Origin of the sequence: Sulfurifustis variabilis (genome assembly GCF_002355415.1) — a bacterium.
GTDB classification, from domain to species: Bacteria; Pseudomonadota; Gammaproteobacteria; order Acidiferrobacterales; family Sulfurifustaceae; genus Sulfurifustis; species Sulfurifustis variabilis.
Map to the genome: position 1 here is coordinate 2,744,231 of NZ_AP014936.1, position 17,902 is coordinate 2,762,132.

The window sequence follows — 17,902 nt, forward strand, 5'->3', positions numbered from 1 at the left end:
ATCAGCCTCGCCCTTGAACACCGCGGATCGTCGATGCCGTCGTCTTCCTGGCTCTGAGGGAGCACAGCGCGCGTGGCGGGGCAGCGCTACGCGCCGTCCTGGACGAAAGGCAGCCCCTGCTTCATGCACCACTCGGCCCGCGCGAGCTCCTTGCCGAAATACGCCGCGTGGTCGAGCCGCGATACCCAGCCGTTCCGGACCGCCGTCAGGTAGATGCTCCTCGCATCGCGCCCCTCGATCACGCGGAGCAGCTTCTCGCGGTAGTCGTAGTGCTCGACCAGCAGGGCGTCGCCTTCCACGTGGATCACGAAATAGCCGGCCTCGTCGAGCTTGATGCGCCTGGGGTCGACGCCGACGGCGACCACGCGCTCGACCTCCGTCTCCCCGCCCGCCTCGCGCCCGCGATCGAACCGCGGCCCGGTCGCGGGCGCGGCGCTCCGCGTCAGCTCGGCCACCCGGGCGTGAATGGCGGACACGTCCGTGCAACCGATCATGTCGACGGGCTGCACCTGCTCGCGGAATGCCTGCACCTCGGCGGCGGAGGTATTCGGCAGAACCGGCCGCATGCCGGGCGAGCCGGGTATCCGTTTGCGCTCGTCGATGCCGTTCGCGAACAGGGCCAGGAGGGTCGCGCCCGTCAGGTGACGGGGCGGCTCGTTTCCCGCGCAGACGAGATAGCGGATCGCCGGATTCGACAGGACGTTCTTCACGATCTTTTCGATGCCGATGTTCTCGGTTTCGACCTTACCGACGATGCAGAGACCCGACGGCGGATTCCGGCTGACGGCTTCGGCGAGCGCCACGCTGCCGAGGGTCGTGACGGCGACAGGCGCGTCCGGATCCGAAACGAAATAGCTGCCGGGCACGTAGGGCCAGGTCCGGCGCCGGGGCTTCGTGCTCGCGAACGCACGGCTCAAGAAGAATCCGAAGTTCTCCATCGCGGTCCGCATCGCTGCCCCTCCGGTCTTCAACCAAACAAGATCCGACGACGATCGTTCGACAAACTATCAAGCGCGGGTCGACATCCGCAATACGGCGCTGCGATGCAACGCCCGCGTCGTCGTGTCCCGGGCTTGCATAGCAATGCCCTATCGAGTCGATAAGAACAAAGTTTTGGCCTCCGAGAGGGCTGTTGGCTACATTTGCTCGCGGGTTTCCATTCCGCGGATGCGGCACGGCTACAACCGCTTACGCGCCCATCGCCTCGCGCATGCACGACCCATGCGGAGGATTACGGCGGGGCGTCCGAGCAGCTGTAATCCGCGCCGTCGCGCGGGCGGTGGGCCCGGTGAGACTCTTCCTCCCTCTTGGGGGGCGTCAAGCCCCCTTTTTTTCTGCAGGGAGACACCCGCGGCACGATCGCTCGCCTCGCCGGGAGAAACGCATTGCAGAGGGACATGCATTACTACGCGACGTACGCTCTCGCGCGCGCCGCCGGTTTGCGCGCGGACGCCGCGCGCGAGATCGCGACCTGCGCCGAGTACGTCGATCACGCCGACCGCGTGGCCGTCGTCTGTCAGGACGGCTTCGAGATCCGGGCCGAGCCGACCTCGCACCACCCTTCCGGTCGCGCCGACTACACGACGCCGCGGGACCAGCGCCGCACGTGGATCCCGTTTCACTTCCTGCCGGGGAACCAGGGCGACTCGCTCGACGAGCGGCTGCTGTGCGCCATGGACAGCCCGATCGCCCGCGCCGTCCTCGATCATGCCCTGGAGCGCCTCGACCGGGATCTCGGGGTCCCGCTGCTCGGGATCGTCGCCCACGCGTATGCGGACACCTTCGCGCACTACGGGTTCTCCGGGATATCGTCCCCGATGAATCGGGTCGACGAGGCATCGTTCGTCTTCCACTGCTCGGCCGCCGCCCGCGCGGCCCTCGCCGCACGTCGCGACCGCTTCGTGGCGCGGTACGCAAGCGGCCCCCTGGCCGGTCGACTGCTGTGCCTCGGACACGGGTCCGTCGCGACGTTCCCCGACGAGCCGTACCTCGCATGGGAGTTCGACTATGCCAGTCCGGCGCGACCGTCGGGAAAGCGCGAAAACGCGAAGACCTTCCTCGTGTGCTGCGAGCGCCTCCACGACTTCTTCGTGCGCGCGCGAGCGCGGCTCGACGGCGGGTACGACGACCCCGGCGCCTACCGCGACTTCGCCCACATGCGCAGCACGATTCGGGCGATTCTGGCCGTCGAAGGCGACGTGCGAGAGCGGGTGGACGCATGGAAGGGCGCCGCGGGCGCGGGCCTCCTTTACAGGCGGCCCGAGCCCATCCCCGACTACGACGCGCACATGCTCGATGGCGAAATTCGCGCGTTTGCGCTGCAGGACCGGGAACGGGTCGAGCGCACGCTCGCCTGCCGTTTTCTGCAGGCGGCGAACCTCCACCGCGGCTACCTGCTCGACGAGCTGTTGCCGGCGAACGGGTTGAATGTCGAATCGGTGCCGATCGACTGGTGAGATCGCGACCGGGCAGGCGCGTTACGCCGGCCGGGCCAGATAGGTGTAGTAGTTGCAGGAGGCGAAGAAGGTTCCGCCCTCCATCGCCCGGCGCTGCGCCGCGAGCCACGCCTCGATCGTCTCCGCCGGCAGCAGGCCGGCCTTGATCACGGCCGGCACGTAGGTCTCGGCGAAAGTGCGAAAGTAACTCCCCTTTCCGATCTCGGCCACGACCTCGCCCCAGGCTTCGATCAGATCGAGGCCGAGTTCCCGGAACAGCCGCGGCAGCTCGCGCATGATCAGCGGGTTGTTGAAGGTGGCGTTCACCAGAGCGGCGTCCACGCGGCGGCCGAGCCCGGCGTCCGGGAACGCGTACGTCAGGGAGGCGTAGTCGCCGTCGAACACGGCCACGGTCCCGCCGGAGCGGACCACGCGCGCCATCTCCCGCAGGACCGCGGCCGGGTCGGTGACGTGGCTGATCACGGTGTGGGCGATGACCGCGTCGAACGTCGCGGCCGGGAAGTCCAGGCGATGGGCGTCGCCGACCCGGAACGCGATGCGGTCCCCGACGCCTTCCGCCTGCGCGTGGCGTCGTGCCGCCTCGATGAACGGCGGGCTGTGGTCGACGCCCACCGCGCGGCCGGTGAAGTCCGGGCGGCGCGCGAGAAAGCGCGTCATGGCCCCGGTCCCGCACCCCACCTCCAGCACCTGCGCCGAGTCGGGCAGATTGAGCCGCGCGGCGTACTTGTCGAACAGCCGCGCGAACACGGCGTCCTTGGCGCGGTTCTCGAGCCGCGCGATGAGCCGCTCCACCGAGGCCGGGTCGAGCTCGTTGACGAATCGATGCGGATCGCGTGCAGCCATGCTTCACCTTCTGTTCTGCGACGGCGCTTGACAATGACACCGGATCGGCGCGGCGTAAATCCCCGGCGATCGCCGGTTGCGCCGACGGAGGCTCCCGGTAAACGGACGGTGCCGCGACCGGTGTACCGCGGCGCCCTTCGGGCAGGACTCGGCGGCAACAAAGCGATAACAAACGAGAAACACCCGGCGACGCGGCATCGTGGTAACGTGCGACTTCACCGGGCCCGACCCAAGCGGCACGAACGCGACGAGACCGAAGCACGATGATTGCCGAAAAACGCCGCGTCCTGCTGCTGGCCGCCTCCCAGTCCGTCACGCTCACCGTGATCGTGCTCGCGTTCACGCTCGGGGCGATCCTCGGGCACGAGCTGGCCGCCGACAAGTCGCTCGCGACCCTGCCGAACGCGCTGATGGTCGTCGGCACCGCCGTCGCGACGGTCCCGGCCTCGCTCCTGGTACGCCGCCTCGGCTGGCGCGGAGCCTTCCTCGTCGGCACGGGCCTCGGCCTCGGCGGGGGCCTCCTCGGTTTCTACGCGCTGCAGGCCGGCAGTTTCGCGGTGTTCGCCCTCGCCTACGGATTGCTCGGCATGTACCAGTCCTTCGGCAACTATCACCGCTTCGCGGCGGCGGACGCGGCGAGCGACGCCTTTCGAAGCCGCGCGGTCTCGTGGGTGCTGGCGGGCGGCGTGGTCGCGGCCGTCGCCGGGCCGAAGCTCGCCGAGTGGGGCCAGTCGCTCATGGGAAATGCGCCCTACACCGGCGCTTTTGCGCTGGCCGCGCTGCTCGCCGTGTCGGCGATCCTGGTCCTGCTCTTCCTCGACATGGGCCGGCCCGGCGCGGGCGGCGACACGACGCCGGCGCGCCCGCTCATCGCGGTGGCGCGGCAGCCGGCGTTCTTCATTGCGACGGTGTCCGCCGCGATCGGCTACGGGGCGATGGTGCTCGCGATGACGGCCGCGCCGCTCGCCATGGTCGGCCATCACCGGCACGGCATCGGCGATGCCGCCTTCGCCATCCAGCTGCACGTGCTCGGCATGTTTCTGCCCTCGTTCTTCACGGGCGCGCTGATCCGGCGCTTCGGCCTCCTGCGCGTCATGAGCGCGGGGATCGTGCTGCTCGCGGGCCACGTCGTCATCGCGCTGTCGGGCGTCGCCGTCGCCCACTTCGGGTCGGCGCTGGTCCTGCTCGGGATCGGCTGGAACTTCCTCTATGTCGGCGGCACGGTCCTCCTGACGGCAACCTACCGTCCGTCGGAGCGGGCGAAGGCACAGGCGCTGAACGATTTCGTCGTCTTCGGCGTGGTCGCCGCGGCCTCGCTCTCCGCCGGCTGGTTGCTGCACCATTTCGGCTGGGAGGCCGTGAACTATGCCATCCTGCCGTTCCTGGCGCTGGCCGGCGGCCTGATCGTCTGGTTCGGCCTGCGGTGCCGCGCGGTCCGCGCGGCCGGGGGCATCGCGCCGGAGTACGCGATTACCAAGAGTCTGTCCTGAGGAGCCGGACGCCCGCCCGCTTCTTGATGAGGGTCAAATTTACGGGGCACGGTGCGAGCGTATACTTATCTCATGATCTGGGCTTCCACCCGTCGATCCATCGCCCGCCGGCTCCTTGTCGCCTTCACCGGCGTGTGGCTCTACGCCGCGCTTTCACCCTGCCTCATGGCGGCGGACGACCCCCACTGCCCGGACTGTCCGTCGTCGTCGACGGCCGCGCCGCTGGATGAGAACGCCTGCCAGCCGGCCATGACCGTCGACTGTGCCCTGCCGGAACTGAACCCCGTGACGCTCGACGGTTCCCTGGACGTACCGGCGCCGATCCACGTGCTCGCGATCGTCCCCGCCGACGCGGCGGCCGTGCCGATCGCGCCTTTCGAGCATCATGCCGCCAACGCGGCGGTTCGTGCCCCGCCGCCCCTCGCGCTGAGACCCGCCGTCCTGCTGAGGTAGCCCGCTCCTTCGATCGTCCCGTCCACGATTGAAGGAGAGGATCCATGCGTGCGTTGTTCAGCGGCCGCCGGGCGGCCGCCATCATACTAGTAAGTCACTTTGCCATTGCCCTTGACGCCCCTGCCGCCGAGCTGACGCTCGCGCGCGCGGAGACACTCGCGCTCGAACGCGCGCCGTCGCTCGCGCGGCTGCAGAGCAACGTGGCGGCGGCATCGGAGCGCGTCGCCTATGCCGGGCAACTGCCCGACCCGGCGCTCACGCTCGGCGCGATCAACGTCCCCACCGACAGCCTGAGCCTCACCGAAGACGACATGACGATGGTCGGTATCGGGCTGCGTCAGGCGTTCCCGCCCGGCGATGCCCGGGCGCAACGGACGCGCGGCGCCTCGGCCGGCGTCGAGCGCGAGGCCGCGCGGCTCGAGGCCGGGCGCCGCCGGCTGCTGCGCGAGGTGCGCGCCGCCTGGCTCGAGGTGTACGCGGCCGAGACCTCGCTCCGGCTCGTCGACGAGCTGAGGCGGCTTGCGCGCCGCGACCTCGAATCGGCGGAGGGGCGTTATCGCGCTGCCCAGGACGCGCAACGCGCCGTGCTCCGCGCCCGGTCCGCGCTCGCCCGCGTGAACGAACGTGAGCCGATGTTCCGCGCGCAGGCGAAACGCGCCCGCGCCGTGCTCGCCCGCTGGCTCGGCGACGCCGCCGACGAGCCGGTTCCGGCCGCGCTGCCACCGCTCGGCGTCGGTACACCGGGCTTCGATCCCGACAACCATCCCGAGATGCGCATGGCCGTCGCCGAGATCGAGGCCATGCGCTCGGAGGCGGGCATGGCGCGCGCCGAGTACCGGCCGGGCTACATGGTCGACGTCATGTACGGCGTGCGGCAGGACCGGCCGGACATGATCACGGCACAGGTGAGCCTCGATCTCCCGATCTTCCGGGCGAAGCGCCAGGACCCGCGCCTCTCCGAGCGCGTGCAGCTCGAACGCGCGGCGGAGCTCGAGGCCGAGGACAAGCGCCGGGAGCTTCGAGCCATGCACGCCGCGGTGCGGGCCGAGCACGAGGAGCACGGCGAGCGCCTGCGGATCTTCGAGAACGAGCTGCTGCCGGCGCTCAAGCGCGAGGCGAGCGTCACGGCCGCGGGCTTCGCACGCGAGCAGGCGGAGCTGCGCGACGCACGCATGCGCGAGCTCGATGCGCGTCTCGAGCTCGTGCGTCTCAGGGTAGACCACGCCAGGACGCAGGCCGAACTGCTGTATCTCACCGGAGAATGAGCATGAACGCGAAAACGACCGCACTGATGCTGGCCGCCGCCCTGGTCGGCGCTTTGCTCGGTATCACCGGCTGGACCTATACGAATGACGCCGGCAACGGCGTAGCTCGCGCGACGACGGCTGCCGCGAGCGCCGGGCGCAAGGTGCTTTACTGGCACGACCCGATGGTGCCCGGCCAGCGGTTCGACAAGCCCGGCAGATCGCCCTTCATGGACATGGACCTGGTGCCCGTCTACGCCGACGACGCGCCGGCCGGGGACACGGCGATCGTCACCGTGCGGCCCGAGGTCGTGAACACGCTCGGCGTGCGCACGGCCCGCGCGGCGCGCAGCAGCGCGCCGCGGCGCCTCGAGACCGACGGCTACGTGTTTCGCGACGAGCGCGGGTTCGGCGTACTCGTCGACATTTTCGATCGCGATGCCGGTTGGGTGCGCCGGGGCCTCGCGGCCGAGATCCGCATTCCGGAGCTCGGTGACCGGAATCTCAAGGGAACCGTCAGCTGGGTCTCGCCGGACGTGGAGTTCGGCGCGCGCTCTCTCAAGGCGCGAGTTCGCCTGACCTCGCCGGCGGCCGGGCTTCGCGCGAACACCTACGCCCAGGTCGCGGTGCTCGGCCCGCGTCCCGCGCAGGCACGGCTGCTCGTGCCGCGCGAAGCGCTGATCCGGACCGGCACGCGCACGAGCGTGGTGCTCGCGCTGGACGCCGGCCGCTTCAAGCCGGTCGACGTCGTCGTCGGGCCGGAGATCGGCGAGCACGTCGAGATCGTCGACGGCCTCGCGGACGGCGATCGCGTGGTGACGTCGGGGCAATTCCTCCTCGACTCGGAGGCGAGCATCCGCGCGAGCTTCGCCCGGATGGAGTCGGCGGAACCGTCGGCGGCCGCCGACGAGCCCGCACGCACGGATCACTCCGGTCACGCGGGACGCTGAGATGATTGCGCACATCATCGGCTGGTCGGTCCGCAACCGCTTTCTCGTCCTGCTCCTTACCGCCCTGTTCATAGGCTGGGGCATCCTCGCGCTCGCGCGCACGCCGCTCGACGCGATCCCCGATCTCTCCGACGTGCAGGTCATCATCAAGACGAGCTACCCCGGTCAGGCGCCGCAGGTGGTCGAGGACCAGGTGACCTACCCGCTCACGACGGCGATGCTCTCGGTGCCGCGGGCCGTCACGGTTCGCGGCTTCTCCATGTTCGGCGACTCGTTCGTGTACGTGATCTTCAAGGACGGCACGGACCTCTACTGGGCGCGCTCTCGCGTGCTCGAGTACCTGAGTCAGGTCGTCCCGCGCCTGCCGCGGAACGCCCGGCCGGCGCTCGGCCCGGACGCGACCGGCGTCGGCTGGGTGTACGAGTACGCGCTGGTCGACCGGACCGGGCGGCACGACCTCGCGCAGCTCCGGGCCATCCAGGACTGGTTCCTGAAGTACGAGCTGCGCACGGTGCCCGGCGTCGCGGAAGTCGCCTCGGTCGGCGGGATGGTAAAGCAGTACCAGGTCGTCCTCGATCCCGCGCGCCTGCGCGCCCACCGCCTCACCCTCATGGACGTACGCCGCGCGATCGAGCAGGCGAACCGGGAGACGGGCGGCTCGGTGGTCGAGATGGCCGAAGCCGAGTACATGGTCCGCGCCCGCGGCTACCTGCAGGGCGAGAGCGACCTGCGGGCGATTCCCCTCGGGATCGCGAGCGACGGCACGCCGATCCGGCTCGCGCACGTCGCGGAGATCCGGCTCGGGCCCGAGATGCGTCGGGGCATCGCCGAGCTCGACGGCGAGGGCGAGGTCGCCGGCGGCATCATCGTCATGCGCCACGGCGAGAACGCGCTCAGCACCATCCGCGCCGTGAGGGAGAAACTCGAGGCGCTCGAGGACAGCCTGCCGGAAGGGGTGGAGCTCGTGCCGACCTACGATCGCTCGCAGCTCATCCACCGGGCGGTCGACAATCTCACCGGCACGCTGATCGAGGAGTTCGTCATCGTCGCGCTGGTGTGCGCCGCGTTCCTGTTCCACCTGCGTTCGGCGCTGGTCGCCATCCTCACCCTGCCCATCGGCGTGCTCATGGCCTTCATCGTGATGCAACGACAGGGCATCAACGCCAACATCATGTCGCTCGGCGGCATTGCGATCGCGATCGGGGCGATGGTGGACGCGGCGATCGTGATGATAGAAAACGTGCACAAGCACATCGAGCGCGCCGGCGGCGTCATCGCCGACCGCTGGGCGCTCGTCCGGACGGCCGCGCAGGAGCTGGGCGCGCCGCTCTTCTACTCGCTGCTCGTCATCACGCTCAGCTTCCTGCCGGTGTTCGCGCTCGAGGCACAGGAGGGGCGGCTCTTCTCGCCGCTCGCCTACACCAAGACCTATGCCATGGCGGCCGCCGCCGGGCTCTCGATCACGCTCGTGCCGGTGCTGATGGGTTACTTCGTCCGCGGGCGCATCCGCCCGGAGCACGAGAACCCGATCAACCGCGCACTGCTCGCCGCCTACCGGCCGTTTCTCGGCTGGGTGCTGCGCTGGCCCAAGGCGGTCCTCGTGCTCGCTGCCGCGCTCGTGCTCGCCGGCGTCTACCCGGCGACGAGGCTCGGGGCCGAATTCATGCCGGACATGGACGAAGGCGACCTGCTCTACATGCCGACGACGCTGCCGGGGCTCTCGCCCGGCAAGGCGGTGCAGGTACTGCAGCAGACCGACCGTCTTCTGAAGACGCTCCCCGAGGTCGAGACGGTCTTCGGCAAGGCGGGCCGCGCCGAGACCGCGACCGACCCGGCGCCGCTCTCGATGTTCGAGACGACGATCCAGTTGAAACCGCGCTCGGAGTGGAGGGAGGGCATGACCACGGAGAAGCTGATCGCGGAGATGAACGCACTCGTGAAGATGCCGGGACTCTCCAACGTCTTTGTGATGCCGATCAAGACCCGCATCGACATGCTCACGACCGGCATCCGCACGCCCGTCGGCATCAAGGTGACGGGACCGTCGCTCGCCACGCTCGAAGACGTCGGCCGTCAGATCGAGCAGGCGATCCGGGCAGTCCCGGGTACCACTTCGGTCTACGCCGAGCGGGTGACCGGCGCACGCTACGTCGACGTGCGTGTCGACCGGAACCGCGCGGCGCGCTTCGGCCTGAACGTCTCGGACGTGCAGGATGCGGTGGAAACGGCCATTGGCGGGATGAACGTGACCGAGACGATCGAGGGTCGCGAGCGCTACCCGGTGAACCTGCGCTACCCGCCCGACGCGCGCGACTCGCTCGAGCGGCTGCGCCGGCTTCCGATCGTCGTGGGCAACGGCTTGCCGATCGCGCTCGGGGAGGTGGCCGATGTGCGCATCGTCGACGGCCCCGACATGATCCGCAGCGAGAACGCGCGCCTCTCCGGCTGGACCTACGTCGACTTCGCCGGGCGGGACATCGCCGCCTACATCGCCGACGCGAAGCGCGCGGTCGCCGGGCAGGTCCGGCTGCCGCCCGGCTACGCGCTCGCGTGGTCCGGCCAGTACGAGTACCTCGAGCGTGCGGTCGGGCGCCTCAAGGTGGTGATTCCGTTCACCGTGGCGATCATCCTGCTCCTGCTCTACCTCAACTTCCGAAACGGCATGGAGGTGCTCATCATCGTCGCGACGCTGCCGCTCGCGCTCGTCGGCGGCTTCTGGCTGCTCTGGGCGCTCGGCTACCACCTCTCGGTCGCGGTCGCCGTGGGCTTCATCGCGCTCGGCGGCGTGGCGGTCGAGATCGGCGTCGTCATGCTCGCCTACCTCGACCAGGCGATGAAACGGCGGCGCGAAGACCGCACCGCGCGCGGCGAAGACATGACGGGAGAGGACGTGCACGAGGCGATCGTCGAAGGCGCGCTGCTGCGCGTGCGGCCGGTGACCATGACCAAGATCGCGATCATCGCCGCGCTGCTCCCGATCCTCTGGAGCTCGGGCACCGGCTCCGAGGCGATGCAGCGGATCGCCGCGCCGATGGTGGGCGGGATGGTAAGCGTGGCGCTACTGACGCTCGCCGTCATTCCTGCGGCGTACCTGCTCTGGCAGCGGTGGCGGGTGGCACGGCAGACGCAGGCCGCGAGGGCGAGCAGGCCGCCGACTTCCGTCTTGCCGGCGCGCGACTGACCGGAGACCGAGATGGCGAGACACGGCGATCACCGGGATCGTCGCGCAAAAAAAAGCTCCGCGTCCCGAGGGAGCGCGGAGCACACGGTTTCGAAAGCGACCTGAGTGGGGCTCGGCCGTACGGGCCGATACCGTTCGTACGAAATAGTTATGTCAGAGGACGGGCGGTTGTCCGCCGCCGCCCGTGGGCTTGGGCTGTCCGCCGCCGCCCATTCGGGGGGGCTGACCTCCGCCGCCGCGGATGAGGTCGTTCGGCTGTCCGCCGCCGCCGATCGAGTTTGGCGGCTGCCCGCCACCGCCGATTGCGTGCTTGCTTCTCATCGTTGTTACCTCCATGTCGATTATTGTTCCGGTCGCCCGGAAGAGAGGCGCGACTTCCTTGCGCCGCCCCGCCGGGCGACGATTAGTGTCGACCGATCGCGCGAAGCGGGCAAGCGGCGCTTTGCAAGACCCTACAAGCCCCGTTTGAGCGGCGACGATCGCGTGGTCGAGAATGAAGCGCCGGTCGCGCTTCCTGAGCGCGCTCCGCACGCCAAACCCGCGCCAAGACCAATAACGATGACGGGTACCGAACGGTGGCAGTCTCTCGTCTCCCCGGAAACGCCGCGGGCATGCGCGCACGCGCATTCGAGCGAGCCGGGCTTCCCCTACGTCGCGCAGTTTCTGCTGGGTCCGCGCTTCGTGGAGCATCTGGCGCAGTGGCGAAGGAAGCGCGTCGCCGGCCGATTCAGCCTCACGCTGCACCCGTCGCTCGCGTGCACGCAGGTCGCGGATGCCGGCCGCGAACTGACGTTGATCGGACATATCCTCGACCCGCGGCGCCCGGAAGCGGGTAACGCCGAAATCCTGCAAGCCCTCCTCTCCCGCTTTCGCACCCGAGAGGACCTCGTCGATGCGACGACCGGGTACGGCGGTCGCTGGCTTCTGATCGCCGCCCGAGGACAGGAGTCGTTCCTCTTCCACGATGCGCTCGGGCTGCGCCAGGTGTTCTACACCGATCCGGCGAGCACCGGCGAGCTCTGGGCCGTGTCGCAGCCGGGCATCGCCGCCGAGGCGTTGGCGCTGGCCCCGGACGAGCAGGCCCTCGATTACATGGACACCGAGACCTACCGTCGCACCAACGAATACAGATGGCCGGGAACGGCTTCGACGTTCACCGGGCTCAGGCACCTGCCGCCCAACCACCGGCTCGACCTCGCGACAGGCGCGAGCCACCGCTACTGGCCGTCGAAGCCGCTCGATACGTTCACGCTCGACGCGGCGGTCGAGCGCCTGCTCGCGCTCGTCCCCGGGCTGGTTCGCGCGGCGACCGCGCGCTTCGACGTCGCCCTGTCACTGACCGCCGGCGTCGACAGCCGCTTCGTCCTCGCCGCCGCCCGCGACCTGGTCGATCGCCTGCGCTTCGTCACCGTGCGGCAGGGCCGACTGCCGGACGGCCATCCGGACGTCGAGATCCCCGCCCGCCTGCTCGCGCGGCTCGGGCTGCCGCACGACGTGATCTCCGCCACGTCGACCATGTCGCCGGAGTTCAGCCTTCGGTTCAAGCGCAACGTATACCGTGCCCACGATCACTACGGGCACGACGCGGAAGCGATTCTGGACTACTACGGCCGCACGCGCGCCGTACTCACGGGCAGCGGCGCCGAGGTCGGCCGCCGTCCTTTCCGCACGAAGCTCCCCCACGCCGACCGTGTCCGGCTGACGCCGGAGACGCTCGCCTGGCTCGAGTACGGTTCCACCCATCCGTTCCTGGTGAAACACTTCGCGGAGTGGCTGGACGGCGCCCGCGGACAGGAGCACGTGAAGCTGCTCGACCTGTTCGAATGGGAGCAGGACTACGGCAACTGGCTGGCCCAGACCCAGCTCGAGTTCGACGTCGCCTGGCGCGAGATCGTCACTCCTTATAATTGTCGCGCGGTGCTCGCGACGCTGCTCGGCACCCCCGAGCGCTACCGCGGGCCGGACGCCCTGCTCTGGCGCGAGTTCATCCGCCGCGCCTGGCCGGAGCTCTTGGCCGAGCCGATCAATCCGCACAAGCGAACCGGTCGCTTCGGCCGGACCGTGGCCGATGCGAAGGCCATCGCCCATTACTGGTCCTTCCGGCGACGGTGCGCGCGGCCCGCGGAGGCGTAGGTCCGGCGCGCTGAGAAAGCGTCGATGGTGCGCTCATCCGCCACGCGGCCGGACGCCGCCCGTTACCTCGGACGGCGACCGCCTGATTCGAGCCGGCCGCGCCATCAGGCGGCCAGACCGGTGGGGTGAGACGCGGCGGGCGAGCGCGTCATTCCGCTTCGGCATTTTGTTTCTCGTTATCGAATGGCGATATAGTCGCCGGGCGATGCAAACACCACGCCAACTCCGACCGGCTCGCGGCACGGACGATCACGAGCTTTACGCGGGTCTGGTGCGCCTGCACATCCTGTACCACGCCGCCCGGGAGCCGTTCTACGGGTTGTGGCTGATCGAGGAGCTGCGCCGGCACGGTTACGTCCTGAGTCCCGGCACGCTCTATCCGATGCTCCACCGCCTCGAGCGCCAGGGATACCTGCGGTCCCGCCCGGTGCAGGAAGGACGGCGGCAGCGCCGGCTCTACCAGGCGACCGCACGCGGGCGCCGGGCGCTCGCCGCCGCGCGCGAGCGGGTGCGCGAGCTCTTCGGCGAGCTCTTCGAGGACTGAGCCGTGGACGACAGGCGCGCAACCGGCGACGCGTCCTCCGTCGGCCAGGCGGCCGGCAGTCGGGTCACGTCTTCGCTCCGCACCGTCTTCGCGGCGTTTCTGAAGCTCGGGCTCGTTTCCTTCGGCGGCCCGATCGCCCACCTCGGGTACCTGCGCACCGAGTTCGTCGAGCGGCGCAGGTGGCTCGACGACGCGGCCTACGCCGATCTCGTCGCGCTCTGCAAGTTTCTTCCCGGCCCGGCGAGCAGCCAGGTGGGCATCGCGCTCGGGGCGCTGCGTGCCGGCCTGCCGGGCGCCGTCGCGGCGTGGGTCGGCTTCACCCTCCCCTCCGCGGCGATCATGATCGCTTTCGGGTACGGCTTTCAGTTTTTCGAGGGCGGGGGCGAGCCCGGCTGGCTGCACGGGCTCAAGATCGCCGCGGTCGCGGTCGTCGCCCAGGCCGTCTGGAGCATGGGGCGACAGCTCACGCCCGATCGGGCGCGCGCGTCCGTGGCGGTCGCCGCGGCGCTCCTCGTGCTCGCGTGGCCGAGCACGCTCGCGCAGATCGCCGTGATTGCGATCGGCGGTCTCATCGGCTGGCGCTTGCTCCCGGCGGCGGACGGCAGCGGCGGCGCACACGTCGATTTTCGCATCGGCCGACGGACGCCCTCCATGGCGTGGATCCTTTTCTTCGGGTTGCTCGTGCTTTTGCCGGTGCTCGCACGCACGACCGGCCGGCATGCGCTCGCGCTCGTCGACAGCTTCTACCGTTCGGGCTCGCTCGTCTTCGGCGGCGGTCACGTCGTGCTGCCGCTGCTCCGCGCCGAGGTGGTCCCGCCCGGCTGGATATCCGACGAGGCGTTCCTCGCCGGCTACGGCATGGCGCAGGCGCTGCCGGGTCCGCTGTTCACGTTCAGCGCGTATCTCGGCACGGTGATGGAAGGCCGGCCCAGCGGCTGGGCCGGCGGCCTCCTGACCCTTGCGGCGATCTTCCTCCCGTCGTTCCTGCTCGTGCTCGGCGCGCTGCCGCACTGGAACGCGTGGCGGCGGAAGGCCGGCATGCGCGCGGCGCTGAACGGCATCAACGCCGCGGTCGTCGGCATCCTGCTCGCCGCCCTCTACGATCCGATCTTCACGAGCGCCGTCGCGAGCCGCGGCGACTTCGCGCTGGCCGCGGCCGCCTTCGCGCTGCTCGTCCACAGGAAAGCGTCGCCGCTGTGGGTCGTCCTCTTCGCCGCAGGCGGCGGTACGCTGCTCGCGCTGGCGTGAGGCGCGGATGACCATCCATGTCGACATCGTCAGCGCCGAAGCGCTGATCTACTCCGGCAGGGCGACGAAGCTCGTGGTCACGGCATACCACGGCGAGCTCTGCGTGCTGCCCGGTCACGCGCCGTTGATCGCGCGCCTGCACCCGGGAGCGATGCGCCTGACGGACACCTTCGGGCGGGAGCGGCACTTCATGGTCTCGTCGGGGCTGCTCGAGGTGCAGCCGCACCTCGCCACCGTCCTGGCCGATACCGTTTTGCGCAACGACGAGCTCGACGCCGACTCCGCGCTGGCGGCCAAGACGCGCGCGGAGGAAAACATGCGCTGCGCCTGCTCCAAGCGCGATTACGAGCGCTGCAAGTCGGAGGCGGAGTTGCTTACGCTGCTCCTGCGGCAACTGGGCGAGGCGCGCGTCAGGCGGTGAGGCTGCTTGCCCAGGGTCGCGCGCTCACGCGAGCAGGTCGCGCTTCTTCTGCTCGAACTCCTCCTTGCCGATGTCGCCGCGCGCGTAGCGCTCCTTCAGGATCTCGAGCGCGCGCCCGTCCTCGCGGCGCGCGCCGTCCCGGCCGCCGCCCGGTGTCCCGAAGACCCATTTGACGAGCGCCACGATGAGCAGGATGAGAAGCCCCCAGTAGATCAGCATGTGCAGCGCCCCGAAGCCCCACCACCAGTAACCGCCGTCGCCCCACATCATCTTCACCTCCGTTTTCGCGTAGCCGGATGATTTCGCTGGCGATGCGCCGCGTGGACCGGCTCGGGCTCGCGGCGCACGCCGGCCGCGCCCTTCGCCGTGCCGTGCCGCTCGAGCAGCTGCGCGTTGATCGCGACGATCACGGTGCTGGCCGACATCAGCACCGCGCCGATCGCCGGGGTGAGCAGCACGCCCCACGCCGCCGCGACGCCGGCCGCGAGAGGGATCGCGATCGTGTTGTAACCCGTCGCCCAGAGCAGGTTCTGCACCATCTTGCGGTAGGTCGCGCGAGAGAGATCGAGGATCGCGACGACGTCACGGGGATCGCTCCGCACGAGCACGACGTCGGCCGACTCGATCGCGACGTCCGTGCCGGCGCCGACCGCGATGCCGAGATCGGACTCGACCAGCGCCGGCGCGTCGTTCACCCCGTCGCCGACCATCGCCACCGTGAGCCCCCGCGCTTTCACTTCCCGGATCTTGGCGGCCTTCTGCTCCGGGAGCACCTCGGCGAAGTAATCGTCGAGCCCGAGCTCCCGTGCCACCGTACGGGCTACGGCGCTCGCGTCGCCGGTCAGCATCATCGGACGAATGTCCATGCGCTTGAGCGCCTCGACGGCCGCGCGGGACTCGGGGCGAACGAGGTCGGCGAGCGCGATCGCCGCGGCAAGCCGTCCATCGACGATGAGGTACACGACCGTTTTGCCCTGCTCCTCGATTTGCCGCACGCGCGCGTCGTCGGTCGCGAGTCCCTGCTCGCGTGCGTAACCCGGGCTCACGACCTTGATCTCCCGGCCCTCGACCCGCGCCTGCGCCCCGCGGCCGGTGATGTTGCGAAAGCCCGAGACCTCGGGCGGAGCCAGCCCGCGCTCGCTCGCCGCCTGGACGATGCCCCGCGCAATCGGGTGTTCCGATTGGCTCTCGAGTGCGGCAGCGAGCCGCAGGCACTCGTCGGCCGGCAGATCGCCCAGGGCCACGGTATCGCTCACGCCGAAGCGTCCCTGGGTGAGCGTGCCGGTCTTGTCGAAGACGACCGCTTGCAGCTCGCGCGCACGTTCGAACGCGGCGCGGTCGCGGACCAGGAGACCGCGCCGGGCCGAGAGGCTGGTGCTCACGGCGACCACGAGCGGCACGGCGAGCCCGAGTGCGTGCGGGCAGGCGATCACCATGACGGTCACCGCGCGCTCCATCGCGAAGGCGAAATCGGGCCGGATGGCGAGCCACGCGATCAGGGTCGCCGCGCCCCCACCGAGCGCGACGAGCACGAGCACGACCGCCGCCCGGTTCGCGAGGTCCTGCGTGCGCGAGCGCGAGGCCTGCGCCGCGCGCACCATCTCCATCACCTGGGCGAGGTACGTCTCGCCGCCGGTCTTTTTCACCTCGATCGTGATCGCGCCTTCGCCGTTGACCGAGCCGCCGATCACGCCTGCGCCTTCCGCGCGCTCCACCGGTTTCGATTCCCCCGTGAGCATCGACTCGTCGAGGCTGGTCCGCCCCTTGACGATGTCGCCGTCGGTCGGCACGCGCTCGCCCGGCCGGATCAGTACGCGATCGCCGGTGGTGAGCGCCGAGACCGGCACGTCCTCGGTCGAACCGTCGGTGCGCAGGCGATGCGCCTCCGACGGCAGCAGACGCACGAGCGCCTCGAGCGCACGGGATGCACCCATCACCGAACGCATCTCGATCCAGTGCCCGAGCAGCATGATGTCGATCAGCGTTGCGAGCTCCCAGTAGAAGCCCATGCCCGGAAGCCCGAAGATCACGGCCGTGGAGTACGCGTACGCCGCGGTGATGGCGACGGCGATCAACGTCATCATGCCGGGCAGGCGACGGCCCAGTTCCTCGACGATGCCGCGCAGGAAGGGCCAGCCGCCGTAGAAGTAGACGACGCTCGAGAGCCCGAAGAGGACCAGGTCCTCGCCGGGAAAACGAATTGGCGCCTTGAACCCGAAAAGCTCCCAGAAGCCGTGCGAGAGCAGCAGGATCGGTACGGTGAGGACCAGCGAGACCCAGAAACGCCGGCGATACTCGGCGATCATCCCCGCGTGGTCGTGGCCGGTCGCATGGCTCGCGGCCGTGCTCGCCGCACGGGTCTCGGGTGCGGCTCCGTGCGGCGGCGCGTGTTCGTGGTGTCTGTCCTCCATGTGGGCCTCAGTGTACCGAACCCCTCTACGCGCTCCGCCCACGCTTTCCGTAGTGAATCGGCCGAGGGCAGACGAGTGGTTTCCCAAGGCCCGCCCGTCGGCCGGTCATGCCGGCCTGGATCGCGCGCGTGGCCCGAGGCGCCAGAGGACATCGTATCGCCGCAGCAGGAACAGACTCACGAAACCTGCCAGCACCGGAATGGCGGCAAGGTATAAATGGTTGTCGCCGAACGGCGAAAGCAGCTCCTCGTAGGTTGCGAGCGTCGAGACGGCGTGCACGAGCAGGCCCAGTCCGTAGCTCCAGGTTTGCCGGATTCCGGCCAGGATCGCGACGGCAAGCGCGATTTCGAGCACCCCTGCGATGTAAGCCGCCGACGGCGGCATATCGGTGAAATCGTAGTAACGGGCGAACACCTCGACGGTGGTATACGGCGCGACGAGCTTGTCGATGCCGAAGAGCAGCAGGAACGCGCCGAGGCCAAGCCGCAACACGAGTAGACCCAGCTCCATTCGGTTGTTCATCCCGAA

At 69.7% G+C, this 17,902-nt stretch carries 15 protein-coding genes; 10 read left to right on the forward strand and 5 right to left on the reverse strand.

All coding sequences use genetic code 11. The annotated features are described in order from the left end of the window. Positions 1-86 precede the first annotated feature (86 nt). Complete coding sequence (locus SVA_RS13260; RefSeq protein WP_096461674.1) at positions 87-950, reverse strand: DUF4346 domain-containing protein; 864 nt, start codon at positions 948-950, stop codon at positions 87-89. A 435-nt stretch (positions 951-1,385) separates the two neighbouring features. Between SVA_RS13260 and SVA_RS13265 the strand changes: the two genes are divergently transcribed. After that, positions 1,386-2,456, forward strand: coding sequence for a DUF6765 family protein (locus tag SVA_RS13265; RefSeq protein ID WP_148665476.1), 1,071 nt, complete (start codon positions 1,386-1,388; stop codon positions 2,454-2,456). A 21-nt stretch (positions 2,457-2,477) separates the two neighbouring features. Here the strand turns inward: SVA_RS13265 and SVA_RS13270 are convergent, their stop codons facing one another. Continuing rightward, complete coding sequence (locus SVA_RS13270) at positions 2,478-3,299, reverse strand: methyltransferase domain-containing protein (protein ID WP_096461676.1); 822 nt, start codon at positions 3,297-3,299, stop codon at positions 2,478-2,480. A 263-nt stretch (positions 3,300-3,562) separates the two neighbouring features. On the opposite strand from SVA_RS13270, the gene SVA_RS13275 reads away from it, so the two are divergent. From SVA_RS13275 to atpC, 9 genes are all read left to right on the forward strand, one after another. Further along, positions 3,563-4,789, forward strand: coding sequence for an MFS transporter (locus tag SVA_RS13275; protein WP_096461677.1), 1,227 nt, complete (start codon positions 3,563-3,565; stop codon positions 4,787-4,789). A gap of 72 nt (positions 4,790-4,861) precedes the next feature. Further along, positions 4,862-5,242 (forward strand): hypothetical protein, encoded by a 381-nt coding sequence (locus SVA_RS13280; protein WP_096461678.1) that lies wholly within the window; start codon positions 4,862-4,864, stop codon positions 5,240-5,242. Positions 5,243-5,286: 44 nt separating this feature from the next. Continuing rightward, complete coding sequence (locus tag SVA_RS13285; RefSeq protein WP_096461679.1) at positions 5,287-6,507, forward strand: TolC family protein; 1,221 nt, start codon at positions 5,287-5,289, stop codon at positions 6,505-6,507. Between the two features lie 2 nt (positions 6,508-6,509). Next, positions 6,510-7,436, forward strand: coding sequence for a heavy metal-binding domain-containing protein (locus tag SVA_RS20315; RefSeq protein ID WP_169924096.1), 927 nt, complete (start codon positions 6,510-6,512; stop codon positions 7,434-7,436). Position 7,437: 1 nt separating this feature from the next. Then, on the forward strand, positions 7,438-10,617 hold the full coding sequence (locus SVA_RS13295) for an efflux RND transporter permease subunit (protein ID WP_096461681.1): 3,180 nt from the start codon (positions 7,438-7,440) through the stop codon (positions 10,615-10,617). A gap of 558 nt (positions 10,618-11,175) precedes the next feature. After that, positions 11,176-12,750 (forward strand): hypothetical protein, encoded by a 1,575-nt coding sequence (locus SVA_RS13300; protein ID WP_096461682.1) that lies wholly within the window; start codon positions 11,176-11,178, stop codon positions 12,748-12,750. 205 nt (positions 12,751-12,955) lie between these two features. Continuing rightward, positions 12,956-13,294 carry a PadR family transcriptional regulator gene (locus SVA_RS13305; RefSeq protein WP_096461683.1) on the forward strand — a complete coding sequence of 113 codons (339 nt, stop codon included), beginning with the start codon at positions 12,956-12,958 and terminating at the stop codon, positions 13,292-13,294. A gap of 3 nt (positions 13,295-13,297) precedes the next feature. Beyond that, on the forward strand, positions 13,298-14,542 hold the full coding sequence (gene chrA / locus SVA_RS13310; protein ID WP_096461684.1) for a chromate efflux transporter: 1,245 nt from the start codon (positions 13,298-13,300) through the stop codon (positions 14,540-14,542). A 7-nt stretch (positions 14,543-14,549) separates the two neighbouring features. After that, the gene (gene atpC, locus SVA_RS13315) at positions 14,550-14,963 is read left to right on the forward strand and encodes an ATP synthase F1 subunit epsilon (RefSeq protein WP_096461685.1); all 414 of its coding nucleotides are present in this window, start codon (positions 14,550-14,552) and stop codon (positions 14,961-14,963) included. 24 nt (positions 14,964-14,987) lie between these two features. Here atpC and SVA_RS13320 read toward each other — a convergent pair whose 3' ends face one another. The 3 genes from SVA_RS13320 to SVA_RS13330 form a co-directional block, all read right to left on the reverse strand. After that, positions 14,988-15,233, reverse strand: a complete 246-nt coding sequence (locus SVA_RS13320; RefSeq protein WP_197703202.1) for an SHOCT domain-containing protein — start codon at positions 15,231-15,233, stop codon at positions 14,988-14,990. A gap of 2 nt (positions 15,234-15,235) precedes the next feature. Then, positions 15,236-17,374 carry a copper-translocating P-type ATPase gene (locus SVA_RS13325; RefSeq protein WP_231971794.1) on the reverse strand — a complete coding sequence of 713 codons (2,139 nt, stop codon included), beginning with the start codon at positions 17,372-17,374 and terminating at the stop codon, positions 15,236-15,238. A gap of 105 nt (positions 17,375-17,479) precedes the next feature. Then, the gene (locus SVA_RS13330; RefSeq protein ID WP_096461686.1) at positions 17,480-17,896 is read right to left on the reverse strand and encodes a MauE/DoxX family redox-associated membrane protein; all 417 of its coding nucleotides are present in this window, start codon (positions 17,894-17,896) and stop codon (positions 17,480-17,482) included. Positions 17,897-17,902: the final 6 nt, after the last annotated feature.

Coding starts and splice junctions, on each gene's coding strand:
- SVA_RS13260 (WP_096461674.1), bottom strand. CDS start 950: ATGCGGACCGCGATGGAGAACTTCGGATTCTTCTTGAGCCGTGCGTTC.
- SVA_RS13270 (WP_096461676.1), bottom strand. CDS start 3,299: ATGGCTGCACGCGATCCGCATCGATTCGTCAACGAGCTCGACCCGGCC.
- SVA_RS13275 (WP_096461677.1), top strand. CDS start 3,563: ATGATTGCCGAAAAACGCCGCGTCCTGCTGCTGGCCGCCTCCCAGTCC.
- SVA_RS13280 (WP_096461678.1), top strand. CDS start 4,862: ATGATCTGGGCTTCCACCCGTCGATCCATCGCCCGCCGGCTCCTTGTC.
- SVA_RS13285 (WP_096461679.1), top strand. CDS start 5,287: ATGCGTGCGTTGTTCAGCGGCCGCCGGGCGGCCGCCATCATACTAGTA.
- SVA_RS20315 (WP_169924096.1), top strand. CDS start 6,510: ATGAACGCGAAAACGACCGCACTGATGCTGGCCGCCGCCCTGGTCGGC.
- SVA_RS13295 (WP_096461681.1), top strand. CDS start 7,438: ATGATTGCGCACATCATCGGCTGGTCGGTCCGCAACCGCTTTCTCGTC.
- SVA_RS13300 (WP_096461682.1), top strand. CDS start 11,176: ATGACGGGTACCGAACGGTGGCAGTCTCTCGTCTCCCCGGAAACGCCG.
- SVA_RS13305 (WP_096461683.1), top strand. CDS start 12,956: ATGCAAACACCACGCCAACTCCGACCGGCTCGCGGCACGGACGATCAC.
- atpC (WP_096461685.1), top strand. CDS start 14,550: ATGACCATCCATGTCGACATCGTCAGCGCCGAAGCGCTGATCTACTCC.
- SVA_RS13320 (WP_197703202.1), bottom strand. CDS start 15,233: ATGATGTGGGGCGACGGCGGTTACTGGTGGTGGGGCTTCGGGGCGCTG.
- SVA_RS13325 (WP_231971794.1), bottom strand. CDS start 17,374: ATGGAGGACAGACACCACGAACACGCGCCGCCGCACGGAGCCGCACCC.
- SVA_RS13330 (WP_096461686.1), bottom strand. CDS start 17,896: ATGAACAACCGAATGGAGCTGGGTCTACTCGTGTTGCGGCTTGGCCTC.